At 36.6% G+C, this 13,598-nt stretch carries 15 protein-coding genes and 1 tRNA gene; 11 read left to right on the top strand and 5 right to left on the bottom strand.

All coding sequences use genetic code 11. The annotated features are described in order from the left end of the window. Positions 1-186: 186 nt before the first annotated feature. Both ACP3T3_RS11300 and ccoN read right to left on the bottom strand, forming a co-directional pair. Complete coding sequence (locus ACP3T3_RS11300; RefSeq protein ID WP_426475982.1) at positions 187-1,074, bottom strand: cbb3-type cytochrome c oxidase N-terminal domain-containing protein; 888 nt, start codon at positions 1,072-1,074, stop codon at positions 187-189. An 18-nt stretch (positions 1,075-1,092) separates the two neighbouring features. After that, positions 1,093-3,372, bottom strand: coding sequence for a cytochrome-c oxidase, cbb3-type subunit I (gene ccoN, locus ACP3T3_RS11295; protein ID WP_426475981.1), 2,280 nt, complete (start codon positions 3,370-3,372; stop codon positions 1,093-1,095). Between the two features lie 184 nt (positions 3,373-3,556). Here ccoN and ACP3T3_RS11290 point away from each other — a divergent pair, with 184 nt between their 5' ends. From ACP3T3_RS11290 to ACP3T3_RS11270, 5 genes are all read left to right on the top strand, one after another. Continuing rightward, positions 3,557-3,850: a helix-turn-helix domain-containing protein gene (locus ACP3T3_RS11290; protein ID WP_426475980.1), complete on the top strand. Its 294-nt coding sequence runs from the start codon at positions 3,557-3,559 to the stop codon at positions 3,848-3,850. Between the two features lie 299 nt (positions 3,851-4,149). After that, positions 4,150-5,568, top strand: a complete 1,419-nt coding sequence (locus ACP3T3_RS11285; RefSeq protein WP_426475979.1) for an amino acid permease — start codon at positions 4,150-4,152, stop codon at positions 5,566-5,568. 226 nt (positions 5,569-5,794) lie between these two features. Continuing rightward, the gene (locus tag ACP3T3_RS11280; protein ID WP_426475978.1) at positions 5,795-6,427 is read left to right on the top strand and encodes an HdeD family acid-resistance protein; all 633 of its coding nucleotides are present in this window, start codon (positions 5,795-5,797) and stop codon (positions 6,425-6,427) included. Positions 6,428-6,474: 47 nt separating this feature from the next. Continuing rightward, the gene (locus ACP3T3_RS11275) at positions 6,475-6,948 is read left to right on the top strand and encodes a hypothetical protein (protein ID WP_426475977.1); all 474 of its coding nucleotides are present in this window, start codon (positions 6,475-6,477) and stop codon (positions 6,946-6,948) included. After that, complete coding sequence (locus tag ACP3T3_RS11270; protein WP_426475976.1) at positions 6,929-7,318, top strand: hypothetical protein; 390 nt, start codon at positions 6,929-6,931, stop codon at positions 7,316-7,318. The genes ACP3T3_RS11275 and ACP3T3_RS11270 overlap by 20 nt, the downstream gene beginning before the upstream one ends. 126 nt (positions 7,319-7,444) lie before the next feature. Here the strand turns inward: ACP3T3_RS11270 and ACP3T3_RS11265 are convergent. Further along, a tRNA-Gln gene (locus ACP3T3_RS11265) sits at positions 7,445-7,515 on the bottom strand. 99 nt (positions 7,516-7,614) lie between these two features. On the opposite strand from ACP3T3_RS11265, the gene ACP3T3_RS11260 reads away from it, so the two are divergent. The 5 genes from ACP3T3_RS11260 (at position 7,615) to ACP3T3_RS11240 (ending at position 11,711) form a co-directional block, all read left to right on the top strand. Beyond that, positions 7,615-8,634, top strand: coding sequence for an AMP-binding protein (locus ACP3T3_RS11260; RefSeq protein WP_426475975.1), 1,020 nt, complete (start codon positions 7,615-7,617; stop codon positions 8,632-8,634). A 39-nt stretch (positions 8,635-8,673) separates the two neighbouring features. Beyond that, on the top strand, positions 8,674-9,066 hold the full coding sequence (arfB, locus tag ACP3T3_RS11255; RefSeq protein WP_426475974.1) for an alternative ribosome rescue aminoacyl-tRNA hydrolase ArfB: 393 nt from the start codon (positions 8,674-8,676) through the stop codon (positions 9,064-9,066). A 47-nt stretch (positions 9,067-9,113) separates the two neighbouring features. After that, entirely contained in the window at positions 9,114-9,755 is a 642-nt protein-coding gene (locus tag ACP3T3_RS11250; RefSeq protein ID WP_426475973.1) for a hypothetical protein, read from the top strand. 296 nt (positions 9,756-10,051) lie between these two features. Further along, positions 10,052-10,432, top strand: a complete 381-nt coding sequence (locus ACP3T3_RS11245; protein ID WP_426475972.1) for a GreA/GreB family elongation factor — start codon at positions 10,052-10,054, stop codon at positions 10,430-10,432. A 304-nt stretch (positions 10,433-10,736) separates the two neighbouring features. Next, positions 10,737-11,711: a deoxyhypusine synthase family protein gene (locus tag ACP3T3_RS11240; RefSeq protein ID WP_426475971.1), complete on the top strand. Its 975-nt coding sequence runs from the start codon at positions 10,737-10,739 to the stop codon at positions 11,709-11,711. 387 nt (positions 11,712-12,098) lie between these two features. On the opposite strand, the gene ACP3T3_RS11235 is transcribed toward ACP3T3_RS11240, so the two are convergent. After that, positions 12,099-12,245, bottom strand: a complete 147-nt coding sequence (locus ACP3T3_RS11235) for a hypothetical protein (RefSeq protein WP_167449396.1) — start codon at positions 12,243-12,245, stop codon at positions 12,099-12,101. A gap of 71 nt (positions 12,246-12,316) precedes the next feature. Here ACP3T3_RS11235 and ACP3T3_RS11230 point away from each other — a divergent pair, with 71 nt between their 5' ends. Further along, complete coding sequence (locus ACP3T3_RS11230) at positions 12,317-12,613, top strand: MGMT family protein (RefSeq protein ID WP_034697384.1); 297 nt, start codon at positions 12,317-12,319, stop codon at positions 12,611-12,613. Positions 12,614-12,864: 251 nt separating this feature from the next. On the opposite strand, the gene ACP3T3_RS11225 is transcribed toward ACP3T3_RS11230, so the two are convergent. Beyond that, the gene (locus ACP3T3_RS11225; RefSeq protein ID WP_426475970.1) at positions 12,865-13,251 is read right to left on the bottom strand and encodes a helix-turn-helix transcriptional regulator; all 387 of its coding nucleotides are present in this window, start codon (positions 13,249-13,251) and stop codon (positions 12,865-12,867) included. Positions 13,252-13,598: the final 347 nt, after the last annotated feature.

Below are 13,598 nucleotides of genomic sequence, written 5' to 3'. Positions count from 1 at the left end.
TTTTAGTTTGTAGTTGTCAAGTGAATAGTTGAGTAAGACGAACCAAGGCAAGGATTGTTATTGTAAAAAACGCCCCCTTTTATCATTTTTTTAATGTTGAAAAGGTTAGTTAGCAAAAATGAAATTCAAATGTTAGTGTAGTTGTAAAGGGGGCGTGGCATGTTTATATGATAGATAATAATTTTTTTAATCGTTTCCGTTTTCCCATTTCGCTTCTTCTCCCTGTGGGGCGGCACCGCCTTGTGCTGTGGTGATAGGAGCAGTTTCCTGGTTGATATGGTAAATGTAGGCCGCAATTTTTTCAGCATCTCTTCCGGTAATGGTTCCTTCCTTAATGAAAGGTCTCATGGTAGGATTGTTTGGAGAACCGTTTTCAAGCATCCAGAATACATTTTTAAATAGGCTTTTTTCTTTGATATTGATCCAGTGGGTGTCGGTAAGATTAGGTCCGATACCTCCTTTTCCTCCGTCTCCGTGACAGGTTACACAATTGGTTTTGAAAAGTTCCTGTCCTTCTGCGATGTTATCAGCACTGTACTTTGCAGATTCCAGGTTGATCTGAGGAGCACTTTTTTCATACTCTTCGATGGAAGCTAACATTGTTTTTGCTTCTTTGGTATATTCTGCATCCGGATGGGCATAATCTGTAAAAGAGAAGGCTACCAGATAAACTGCACAGAAGATACATCCGAACCAGAACAGACCGATCCACCATTTCGGAAGAGAGTTGTCCAGCTCTGTGATTCCGTCAAAACCATGGTCGATAAGGATATCTTTTTCTTCCGTAGCGGTTTGTTTCTTGAAGGCAGAGTTCCATAATTTCTGGTAATAAGGAACTTTTTTTTCTTCCAGATATTGTTTTTTCTCTTCTTCTGATAATCTGCTGAAGCTTTCATTTTCCACCAGATCTCCTATCGAATTCATGATCAGCAGCAGGATCGTAGCGATTACTATCAGCGCCCAGAAAAAAGGGGAAGAAAAATATCCTGAATCTCCGGCGAACATTTCAAAGGCCATGATCGTTAAACCTATTGTTGTTGCGATATATATTGAAATTGGGGTTCTCGTTTTCATTGCAATACAATTTAAATGTTACTCTACACTTGCGGTTTGTACCTGTGTTGTTTTAATATCTGTACCTAATCTCTGAAGATAAGCGATCATGGCTACAATTTCTCTCTGCTCAAGCGGTACATAGGCAGCTCCTTTTGTAATCTTTTCTTTGGCCATCTGATCTTTTACATCTGCAGCTTCGGCGTAAATTCTCTGTACAATAGCTTTTGACTGGTTATCTGCCCATTGGTTGGCAGAATCGATCTGAGCTTTTGTATAAGGAACATCAAAGGCATTTTTCATCAGTTTCATTTTGTCCACCATTTGTGTTTTATCCAGTGTATTGGTAATCAGCCATGGGAAACGCGGCATGATAGAACCGGCAGAAGTAATTCGTGGGTTATACATATGCTTGAAGTGCCATGAATCCGGGTTTCTTCCTCCTTCTCTGTGTAAATCCGGTCCCGTTCTCTTAGATCCCCATAAAAATGGCCTGTCATATATAAATTCTCCCGCTTTGGAATATTGCCCGTTTTTTCCTTCAAATCTTACGACTTCATCACGGAACGGTCTGATCATCTGAGAGTGGCATGCATTACAGCCCTCACGGATATATAAATCTCTGCCTTCCAGTTCCAGTGGAGTATATGGTTTTACTGCCGTAATGGTAGGAACACTTTGCTTCAGTGACAACGTAGGAACAATTTCTACCAATCCGCCGATGGCTACCGTGATGAAAGCTAATATTGAAAGGAGAGTAGGCGTTCTTTCCAACCAAAGGTGCACCCCTTCGCCTTCTTTTCTTGAGCTTCCGATATTGGCTAATGCAGGTGCTTCTGCAGGAACTTCTTTCTGGAATGAACCGGCCTTGATCGTTTTGATAACATTGATCACCATTAAAATAGCACCGGATAAATAAAGTATACCTCCCAGGAATCTCATTTTAAAGTATGGAATAATTGCAGTAACAGTGTCCAGCCAGTTTTTCCATAATAATGTCCCATCCGGGTTGAACTGTTTCCACATCAATCCCTGTGTGAACCCTGAAATATACATGGGTACGGCGTAGAAGATAATTCCTAATGTTCCCAGCCAGAAGTGCCAGTTGGCAAGCTTTTTAGACCAAAGGGATGTTCTCCACATGATCGGAACCAGGTAATATACCACCCCGAATGCCATAAAGCCATTCCATCCAAGGGCGCCTAAGTGTACGTGGCCAATTACCCAGTCGGTATAATGCCCAATTTTATTTAATGATTTTGTTGCTAATAAAGGTCCTTCGAAAGTAGCCATACCATAACAGGTAACAGCTACTACAAAGAATTTAAGGATCGGATTTTCTCTTACTTTGTCCCATGCTCCTCTTAAGGTAAGAAGGCCATTCAGCATTCCTCCCCATGACGGTGCAATCAGCATGATAGAAAATCCTGTTCCCACTGCCTGAGCCCAAGCCGGTAAAGCTGTATATTGCAGGTGGTGAGGCCCGGCCCAAAGATATACAAAGATCAGCGACCAGAAGTGAATAATGGATAATTTGTATGAGAATACCGGCCGCTGAGCTGCTTTTGGCATAAAATAATACATCAGACCTAATACAGGGGTGGTTAATACAAATGCTACTGCATTGTGCCCATACCACCATTGTACCAATGCATCTTTTACACCTGCATATACAGAATAAGATTTCCAGCTTGTGAAAGATAACGGAACTTCAAGGTTATTGAAGATGTGAAGCATGGCTACAGCAATCCAGGTCGCCAGGTAGAACCATATGGCTACATATAAATGTCTTACTCTTCTTTTGGCAATCGTTCCGAACATATTGATTCCGAAAATAATCCATGAGAATGCAATCAGGATGTCAATAGGCCATTCATGTTCGGCATATTCTTTAGAAGTATTGATTCCCATAAGGAATGTGATCACTACACTGATAATCATAATCTGCCATGACCAGAAGTGAATCCATGAAAGGGTATCACTGTACATTCTGGTTTTAAGGAGCCTCTGCATACTGTAATAAGCACCGCAGAAAAAAGAATTACACACGAAAGCAAAAATTACAGCACTGGTATGAAGCATTCTGATCCTTCCGAAGCCCATGGCTCCCTGGGTATTGATCAGCCCCTGAATATTACCCGAAGCTAAGCTTTTAATAGTTGTATCATCCGTACCGAATAAAAATTCCGGCAGTTCGGGATAAAAAAGCATCAATGCAGCTGTAAGTCCCAGCAGAAATCCTACAAGTCCGAATGCGATAGTCGCATAGAGGAATGCTCTGACAATATTATTGTCATAATTAAATTTTTGCGTCTCCATAAATTCCAATAGTGTTTACCGAAGTGATATTTTCTCTGAAAAAAAAACTATTTTAGACCTTTTTCTCGGTTGAAAATAAATATCATGTAACGTGTATAATGTTTTGCCAAAGGTATTTATTAACTTTGTTGGAGGCTAATAGATAATCTTCTAAAATATACCGAAAACTACTAAAACAAAAACGATGAAAATATGCGGTCAAAATATCAGAAAAATACGTAGAAGCAAAGATCTTACGCAGGAATACATGGCCTTTGAAATGGGGATTTCCCAGAAGGCATATTCCGATATTGAGAATTCCAAGGTGAAAATCAATCTGGAGATACTGACTAAAATTTCTGATATTTTAGACATCAAACCGTCGGATATCTGTAGTATTTCGCATAAGTGTGGAACAGATGGATATGACAATAAATATCAGAGCCTTTTGGAATACATGAAAAAGAATGACATTTCCATCCCGAAAGAATTTTTATAGACCTGTTTTCTTCTTTTACATTCAATTAAAACAATTATAAACAATGACCTCCTTCAATAGTTGAAAGAGGTTATTTTGATCAAAATAAATTTAATAGTAATTGTTAAGCAGGTTGAAAAGTCACTCTTAATTTTATCTATTAGAGGCTGTTTTTAATTATATTCTGGTATTTAGGAACAGATAATAAAAAAGAATATAGAAATTCCCTGCTGTCAGCAAGCTGAATTCTCAATTTACCCCATGGAATGTGAATTTCTCTGAAAAGTTTTTATATATTTAGCGACCGAATAATTCATTCAATGAGCAGCGAAAATAAAACAGGACAAAACGAGACTTTAGTTAGAGGATTAACAAATCGACATATACAATTAATTGCCCTTGGAGGTGCCATAGGAACAGGATTATTTCTGGGAATCGGGCCGGCTGCAGTACTGGCAGGACCCTCCGTAATCTTAGGCTATGCCTTAGCAGGGATTATTGCCTTTTTCATTATGCGTCAGCTTGGTGAGATGGTAGTTCAGGAACCCGTTTCGGGAAGTTTTAGCTACTTTGCCTACAAATATTGGGGAAATTTTCCAGGATTTGCTTCGGGATGGAACTACTGGATTCTCTATATTCTTGTAAGTATGGCTGAGCTCACGGCAATTGGGCATTATATCCACTTTTGGTGGCCGGAAATACCACTCTGGGTTTCCAGTTTATTCTTCTTTATAATAATCAATGCGCTTAACCTGGCTTCTGTAAAGGTGTATGGGGAAACAGAATTCTGGTTTTCTATTATCAAAGTAGTAGCTATTATTGCGATGATTATTTTCGGAGTCTATCTTTTAATAAGTGGAACAGGAGGAGAAAAAGCAACCATTACCAATCTGTGGAATGACGGAGGTTTTTTTCCAAAAGGATTATTTAATAAAACAGAAAACGGATATTCAGGATTATTTGCCGCCATGGCGATGATTATGTTCTCGTTCGGAGGACTTGAGCTTATCGGAATTACAGCGGCAGAGGCCAAAAATCCGGAAAAAACGATTCCACAGGCAACCAACCAGGTGATCTACAGAATCCTTATTTTCTATGTAGGAGCGTTGGTAATTTTATTTTCTTTAAGTCCATGGAGAGATATTACAGAAGGATCCAGCCCGTTTGTAATGGTATTTCAAAATCTGAACGGTCTTGAGTTCAGTCTTTTCGGAAAAGTGATTCAGTTCAATACTTTAATTGCTAATGTTCTCAACCTGATTGTTTTGACAGCTGCTTTGTCAGTGTATAACAGCAGTGTTTACAGTAACAGCAGAATGCTTTTCGGATTGGCCCAGCAGGGAAATGCACCGAAGTTTTTGAAGAAGCTGAATAAAAATTCAGTTCCTACCAATGCAATCATTGTGTCTTCGTGTTTTGCCGGGATTTGTATCATCATCAATAAATTAGTGCCGGAAAAAGCTTTTGAATACTTAATGGCTTTGGTGGTGTCCACACTGATTATCAACTGGCTTATGATCTGCTATACCCATTTGAAATTTAAAAAAGCAATTAATAAATCCGGGATTCTGTCAAAATTTCCATCGATATTTTACCCTATATCCAATTATATCTGTATTGCATTTTTGGTTCTGATTTTAGGACTGATGAGTATTACAGGAATGGAAATTCAGGTAATTCTTATTCCGATATGGATTGGTTTTCTGTTTGTGATGTATAAACTATACAAACCGAAATAAAGTATAAAACAAATTTAACATGTTTTTGAAAGGTGAAAATCAATTGATTTTCACCTTTTTTTGTTTCTTCATGGGATAGATATTTTAGATTTTCGGTTATTTTTCATATCTTGGGAAGAGGATATATTTCAAAACCAGGTGAAAATTGTGATCTTTTTTTGAAATTCCGGTGGACAAGCCGAACACCGCATCACAAAGTAGGCAAGCTTAAAAAAAACACACTATTATGGCTAATCTGTTTCAAACACTTACCAACACGGTTAAACACTGGTATATTCCATTAATCTTCGGAATTCTTTTTCTGATCTGCGGCTTTTATGTATTCAGCGTACCCCTTGCAACGTATGTTACACTCTCTGTTTTTTTCAGTGTCTCATTCCTTTTTTCAGGAATTACTGAAATATTCTTTTCCCTCCAAAACAGTAAATCTTTACAAGGATGGGGCTGGTTTCTTGTAAGCGGATTGTTAACAACCGCAATAGGAATTTATCTTATTGCAAATCCGCAGATTTCAATGACTGTACTCCCGTTTGTTATAGGATTTACTTTATTGTTCCGTTCTTTTCAGCTGCTGGGTTTTGCTTTTGATTTGAAAAGCATGAGAATAATGAGCTGGGGAAATGTGGCCCTTGCCAGCGTAGGAGGAATTATATTTTCCCTGTTGCTGATATTCAATCCGGTATTTACAGGAATATCGCTGGTAACGCTTACTGGTGTTTCTTTCATTTTCATGGGAATCGCTTCCATTATGCTGGCTCTGGATTTAAGAAAGGTCAAAAAGATTCCCGGAAAAGTAAGTCAGGAACTTAGAGACAAAATTAAAGCTATACAGGATGAAATTGATGATCTTAAAAAATAGTAGATTTATTAATAAGGCCTTGTAAAAGGTCTTTTTTTGTATACTATTTGAAAATACAAAAAAAAATATTTATCCGACAGGAATTTTTTACGACAAGTTCTGTCGTATCCTACCTATATCTTTGTATTATAGATTACTTAGGAAAAGGACATAAAGCTGGAAGACAGATTGTAATTTATGGTCATAGCCGTGGGGGAGCTGCCGCTGTTAGAATAGCAAATAAATTAGGAGATATGAATATTCATGTTGCCGAGGTAACTCTATATGATCCTGTAGGTATGTATGGAGGTGGTGATTTTGTGTTCACTCACGCTAATGTAATGAAGGTAACTAATTATTACCAAAGAAACCCCATTGACAGATTCTTATTTTGGGCAGATAACCCTTTTGTAGGAAGTCCGGTTAGTGCTAAATTTCAATGGCCAGTAATTAACAATGTTGACTTAACAGGAAAATATTTTAAATCAGGAAAATTAATGAACCATCTTAATATAACGACTTATGCAATTCAACATCCATAAACTAGAAATTGGATTATTTGTTTCAATATTCCTTTTAATAATAAGTTGTAATAGAAAATCTGATGTAGGAAAACAACTTTTTATAAAGGTGAATTCAATTGATAAAGAAACTAGACAAGTGCGAGTGAATACATTTGATACCATTGAAGTTAGAACTCCTGGTATTGGATATCTCATGAAAACACAAGAAAAAGTAGGAGAATATATTACGGATTCGTCTGGTTCTGTTGTTATCAAAATTTATACTGACAAAAATTATCATCTTATACTTGGCGGGGATAATGCTTACGGTTCAGTAGATATTAACAAAGGAAGCATGATAAATGGTCAAATGGTAACAATTAAAGTTACATCTTTTAATAAAAGATAAATTTTAATTTGATAAGATAGCCTTTATTAAACAGTTATAGTAAAAATTACTATAACTGTTTAATTATTTGAGAATTTATTGTATTGATTTAAAAAACAAAAACCATCCTTAAAAAAGGATGGTTTGTAGACTCACAGGGATTCGAACCCCAGATGACTGAACCAAAATCAGTAGTGTTACCGCTACACCATGAGTCTGTTTGTTTTTAGTGGTGCAAATTTACAGCTTTTTTCTTTATATACAAGAACTTTTTAAAATTTTTTTTAAATTTACTGTAGAATTTATTTACGGAAAACATGCTGATAGACTTCAATAATCTCAATATTAATAAATTATCATTCGATACGGAATTTGAAAAGAAAGTGAAAAATTTTCTGGAAGAATGGTTCTCAGAAAAAGCAGGGGTAAAGGTTCAGACATCAGGCTCTACCGGAGTTCCGAAAGTTTTTGAGATCGAAAAAAAGAAAATGATTAATTCCGCAATAATGACGTGTGATTTTTTAGGATTAAAAGAAGGTGATACCGCATTGCTTTGTCTGCCTGTAGAATACATCTCGGGAAAAATGATGATTGTTCGTTCCATAGAAAGGAGACTGAAATTAAGAATTGCAGAACCTTCCCTGAAATCTGTTGAGAATTTAGAAGAGGAAATAGACTTTTGTGCAATGACACCGCTTCAGGTAGAAAACTCATTGGAAAAACTTTCCCTGATTAAAAATCTGATCATTGGAGGCGCTGCCGTATCACAAAGCCTGAAAAATAAAATTCTGCAGATGAATCTTAGTCCTTCAAACCGCATTTTTGAAACCTATGGCATGTCTGAAACCCTTTCCCATATTGGGTTAAAGCAACTAATGCCGATGCAGGAGGAGCATTTCACTGTTTTTGAAAATGTAACCATTTCTTTAGATAACAGAGGATGCCTGAAGATCTTTGCGCCCAATGTAAATGCTGACGAATTGCAGACTAATGATCTGGTGGATATTAAAAATGAAAAGAAGTTTAAATTTCTCGGAAGAATTGATAATGTGATCAACTCAGGAGGGGCAAAAATTTCTCCTGAAACCCTTGAAGCTTTAGTAAAAAAAGAACTTCCGAACGAAGCTGTATTTATGGGGTTGCCGGACGAAAGTTTGGGTCAGAAATTGATATTGATTATAGAAGGAAATGAATCCGATGAGGTGAAAAGAATAATATCGGAAATTCCGTTTGAGAAAAATTTCCACAGACCGAAAGAAATTATTTTTATCAATGAAATCCCGAGAACACCCAACGGAAAAATAAACAGACTGGAACTGTATAAAAGGATAACGTAACTCTCTAGAAGGCGGTTACTGGTATTTAAAACTAAAAAAATGAAAGACTTTTCAAAAGAACTCAGTTTCAAAACTTCCCGCAGCAGCGGGGCAGGCGGGCAGAATGTCAACAAAGTGGAGACTGCTGTTACCGTACTTTGGAAAGTGGATGCCTCAGAATTTTTCAATGAAGAGGAGAAAATATTGATTCAGGATAAACTGAAAAACAGGATGAATGCCGATGGTTTTTTATTCCTCACGGTTTCTGAAAGCAGAACCCAGCTGATGAATAAAAATAGAGCTATTGAGAAAATAACTGAAATTGTGAACAAAGCACTCATTGTTCCAAAAAAGAGAACTGCCACAAAGCCTTCAAAAGGCCAGAAACAAAAAAGACTGGACAACAAGAAAAAACTTTCAGACAAAAAAGAAAACAGACGCTTCAGGTTTTAATTAGTTTTTCCGCAGAAAACTTTATTTTTGCCGGAAACTTTTAAACCATGATAAAAAAATTAATCACACTTGGAGTATTCTCAATCTCCATCATGTCTTTTGCTCAGAAATTTTCTATCAGACCTTCCGTAGGGTATGCATGGCGAACAGCAAAAACAATTCCCGGACTTAGCAGGGAAGAAAAAGAATATATAAAGGACCTTAAAAACGGGTTGAACTTTGACATCGCAGCCCATTATGAAGTAAAGGAAGGTCTTGCATTTGGATTAAAATATTCTAATTACCGTGCGTCCAGCAATGGATTTTTACTTGGGAATGTCAACGGAATGCCTGTGTCTGTTCCTGTAACGACAAAAGATAATATTACATTTTTCGGAGTTTCCGGGCTTATTTCAAATAATAATTCATCTACAAGACATAAAATATTTGCAGATCTGGCACTTGGGGTAATATCCTATACTACAAAAACCGGGGATGTAAAAGGAACAGGAAGCACTTTCGGGGCAGAAATCGATTTTGGCTACCAGTATCAGATCAGCAACAACTTTCTTATAGGGCCAAAAGTTGGCTTAAGCGGTGGTACACTCAGTAAAATGAAGTACAACGGAGTGACCTATAAATTTGATGATGATCAAAAAGAAGGTTTGCACAGAGTTTCTTTAAGTGCAGCCGCAACTTTCCGTTTTTAAATGCTATCTTTGTAAGAATTACAAACATCTCATAAATAATGGCAGCAACAATTTCTTTATCAGCAGAAAGCCGGCAATCAGGATTGTTGCTGTCATTACTTTATCTTCATACAGATTCTTTTCTGAAAAGTTCCAAGGACTTTATCAATTAAGCCCTGTCAGGATCCAAGACAGGGAATAACTCCGGATTTTATGTATTACTTTTTGCGGTTTTCTATAGAAGGAGGCTGTTTTACGCCTGGATTCTACATTGGATCGTCAGGGATAACTGCATTTTAATTTAAAAAATTGAAGAAATGTCTGATCATATTATTGTGACCACCGGAATTTATGATGCTATAAAAGATACACTCAGAAGAAAAAAAGTGAGCATCGAAGAAGAAAAAAGACTTATTGAAGAACTTAGAAAAGCCAAACAGGTACTCAGAAGAGATCTTCCTGCCGATATTGTAACGGTTGACAGAAAAGTAACGTTAAAAGACCATACATTAAATTTTGAGCATGAATATATTTTTGTGCCTTCTGCCAAAGCAAAACTTAAAAAGAATAAACATTCCATACTGTCAGATATTGCCCTTGCAGTGGTAGGATATAAAGTGGGAGATGTAATCGACTGGCCTTTCAGAGACGGAGAAAGAAAAATTGAGATCCTGAAAGTAGAAGCCTGGGAAGGATAAATTTCAATGCTGTCAGGTTGAATGATAATGAAAGCGTGGCTTATTTTGGCTGCGCTTTTTTTCATTACCTCAACTGTTTGAAAAACGCAAAGGCGTAAGCTTTTGTATAATGCTTTTTAAGACGCGAAGATTTTATCTTCAATAAAATTGTATACTGTTGACATGTGTAATCTTTGCTGAAAACTCTGACTTAAGACTAAGATTCAATTTAACAAATGATAAAAAAAGACTCCTCTGTTATACTTTCTTCAAGTGCTTTCGCTGCATTCCGTTTTTAAGTTTTATCTTTGCAAAAATTAAAAAAATGAGCAAACCGATAACTGAATTCATAGAAAAGTATTACCTGCACTTCAACGCAGCTGCATTGGTGGATGCTTCTAAGGGATATGTTGCACATCTTAAAGAGGGCGGAAAAATGATGATCACTTTAGCTGGAGCAATGTCTACTGCTGAATTGGGTAAAATTCTTGCAGAAATGATCCGTCAGGGAAAAGTAGATTTTATCTCTTGTACAGGGGCAAACCTTGAAGAAGATTTAATGAACCTTGTAGCTCACTCTCATTACGAAAGAGTTCCTCATTATAGAGATTTGACTGCTCAGGATGAATGGGACCTTTTAGAAAGAGGTTTAAATAGAGTTACAGATACATGTATTCCTGAAGAAGAAGCGTTCAGAAGATTACAGAAACATATCGTGGAGATCTGGAAGGATGCTGAAGCTAAAGGAGAAAGATATTTCCCTCACGAATTCATGTACAAAATGATCCTTTCAGGAGTATTGGAGCAGTATTATGAAATTCCTAGAGAAAACTCATGGATGATTGCAGCTGCAGAAGCAAACCTGCCTATCGTAGTTCCGGGATGGGAAGATTCTACAATGGGTAATATTTTCGCTTCTTACTGTATCAAAGGAGAGCTTACAGCTACTACCATGAAATCAGGGATCGAATATATGACTTACCTTGCTGACTGGTATACTAAGAACTCAGGCGGAAAAGGCGTTGGTTTCTTCCAGATTGGTGGAGGTATCGCAGGAGATTTCCCTATCTGTGTAGTTCCAATGTTGTATCAGGATATGGAAATGCATGATATTCCTTTTTGGTCTTATTTCTGCCAGATTTCTGATTCTACAACATCTTACGGTTCATATTCAGGGGCAGTTCCGAATGAAAAAATCACTTGGGGTAAGCTTGATATCACTACACCGAAATTTATCGTTGAAAGTGATGCGACAATCTGTGCACCATTGATGTTCTCTTATATCTTAGAAAACGCTTAAAAATAAACTTTCTCATCAGAGATTATAATATCAGCGCTTCAATTCAATTGAAGCGCTTTTTTATTATAGGATTTTAAATAGATTTGTGGTACACTTTACTTTTCATTAAAGATGAAACTTAATTATTCTTATAATCTTCATTTTCTTAATGGTTTAAAGTAGTATACATTATTCCCACGGATTACACGAATTGCACAGATTTTTACTTTCTGCGTAATCTGCAAAATCAGCGAGAGATAAAATCAGCGATGTCGTATAAAATATTATCGAGATAAAATCCTTGCATCTTAAAGCAAGAGCCATGTCAAAAGAATTAGCACCTTTGTGTTTCCAAAAGATATACATAGCAGCATTTGTGAAAACCTGTGCAATCCGTGGGAAAATAAATCAGTCCAAAGAATTCACCAGCACAAAATAGCGATACGCCAGAATTCCCTTTTCAATCTTAGTCAGATGATTGGGATCTTTATTACTCAGCTTCGGAAGAACTTTTTTATTGACGGCATTCAGCAGCCTGAAAAATGATTTTTTCATATCTTTATTTTTTTAATGAAACATCATTGATTTTAAAAGAGTTCAAAAATGATGCAAAAAGAGTACGCAGTATGGACGAAATTTTCAAACAACAGGTATACGAAGTGGCAAGGCTTATTCCTAAAGGAAGAGTTTCTACTTATGGTGCTATCGCAAAGGCTGTCGGCTATCCTAATCATTCCCGGCATGTAGGAAAAGCCATGGGAGGATGTCCGAAAGATGTGCCTGCACACCGTGTAATTTCCAGCTCAGGAGTACTGTCTGTTCCTGAATTTCAGCCTAAGCTCGAAGCAGAAGGAATCACGGTGGAAAATTTAAGGATAAAAAATTTCAAAAAGCTGTTCTGGGATCCATTGGAGGAACTGTAAATTAACTAAATATTTTTAAGCAAAGTTTTAATTGGGTCAAAGTTGGAAGCAATGAAACTGATTCTTTGTAAGTGAACATATTATCCGAAAATTTCGTCAGTGACAAAGCGGCAATATTTTTCCTAAAATAAACATTCAAACTCCCAGTTCGTCAGAAAAAACAATTCCAATTATAATTTATCTAAAAAAAATGTCACTCCATAAGTTATTATGAGTGACACCAATATTTTTACAGTCTCAAACCGATTTTTTTATTGTTTTCGAATCTCTTTTAATTCCTCTTTAAGTCTTTCGTTTTCCTCTTTTAATAAAGCAATATAGCCTTGAAGGTTTTCAATAATAGCGCCCGGAATATTATCATAATTATTTTGAGTAGTAATAGCATTCGCATTTGAAGATCTGTCATTAAATACGGGATGATCATTATTAACAACAATTATAGGCTCATCCTCTTCATAAATATCCTCAATCGGCACATCCAGAAAACGGGCAAGTTTGTCCCACTCATCTCTTACAATTCTCACATCACCGCTTTCTTTTCTGCTGTAATTGGATACATCCGTTGCAATAAAATCAGCTACCTGCTGTTGAGTATAACCTTTTTGCTTTCTGATGACGCGTAATTTTTCTTTTTGCATGACCGACATTTTATACAAAAATGGCAAAAAAGCGCAATCTATACAATAGAAAACAGAAAAAATGTGCCTGTGAAGTTTAACGGTCACATAGATCTGGCAGGAAAGTTTATAATAGTAAGGCTTTTAGTGATATTGTTGAATATTTTACATTATTTGAAACTCATCTAAAGATCCGCCAAAAAAACTTATGCTTACACATTTTAGTTCATGCAGCCTGTTCTGCATAATACAAGTAAAGTAGACACCCATATAAAATCTTTGGTTTTAAAAACTTAAGGGCCTTCTCAACCGCATTATATTTACTTAATAAAAACCTTAAGTGCCAAACTCTTTTGCGCCTTTTGTGG

It is taken from the genome of Chryseobacterium sp. CBSDS_008 (genome assembly GCF_049959325.1).
Taxonomy (GTDB): domain Bacteria; phylum Bacteroidota; class Bacteroidia; order Flavobacteriales; family Weeksellaceae; genus Chryseobacterium.
This window is presented reverse-complemented; position numbering and strand designations above follow the sequence as displayed.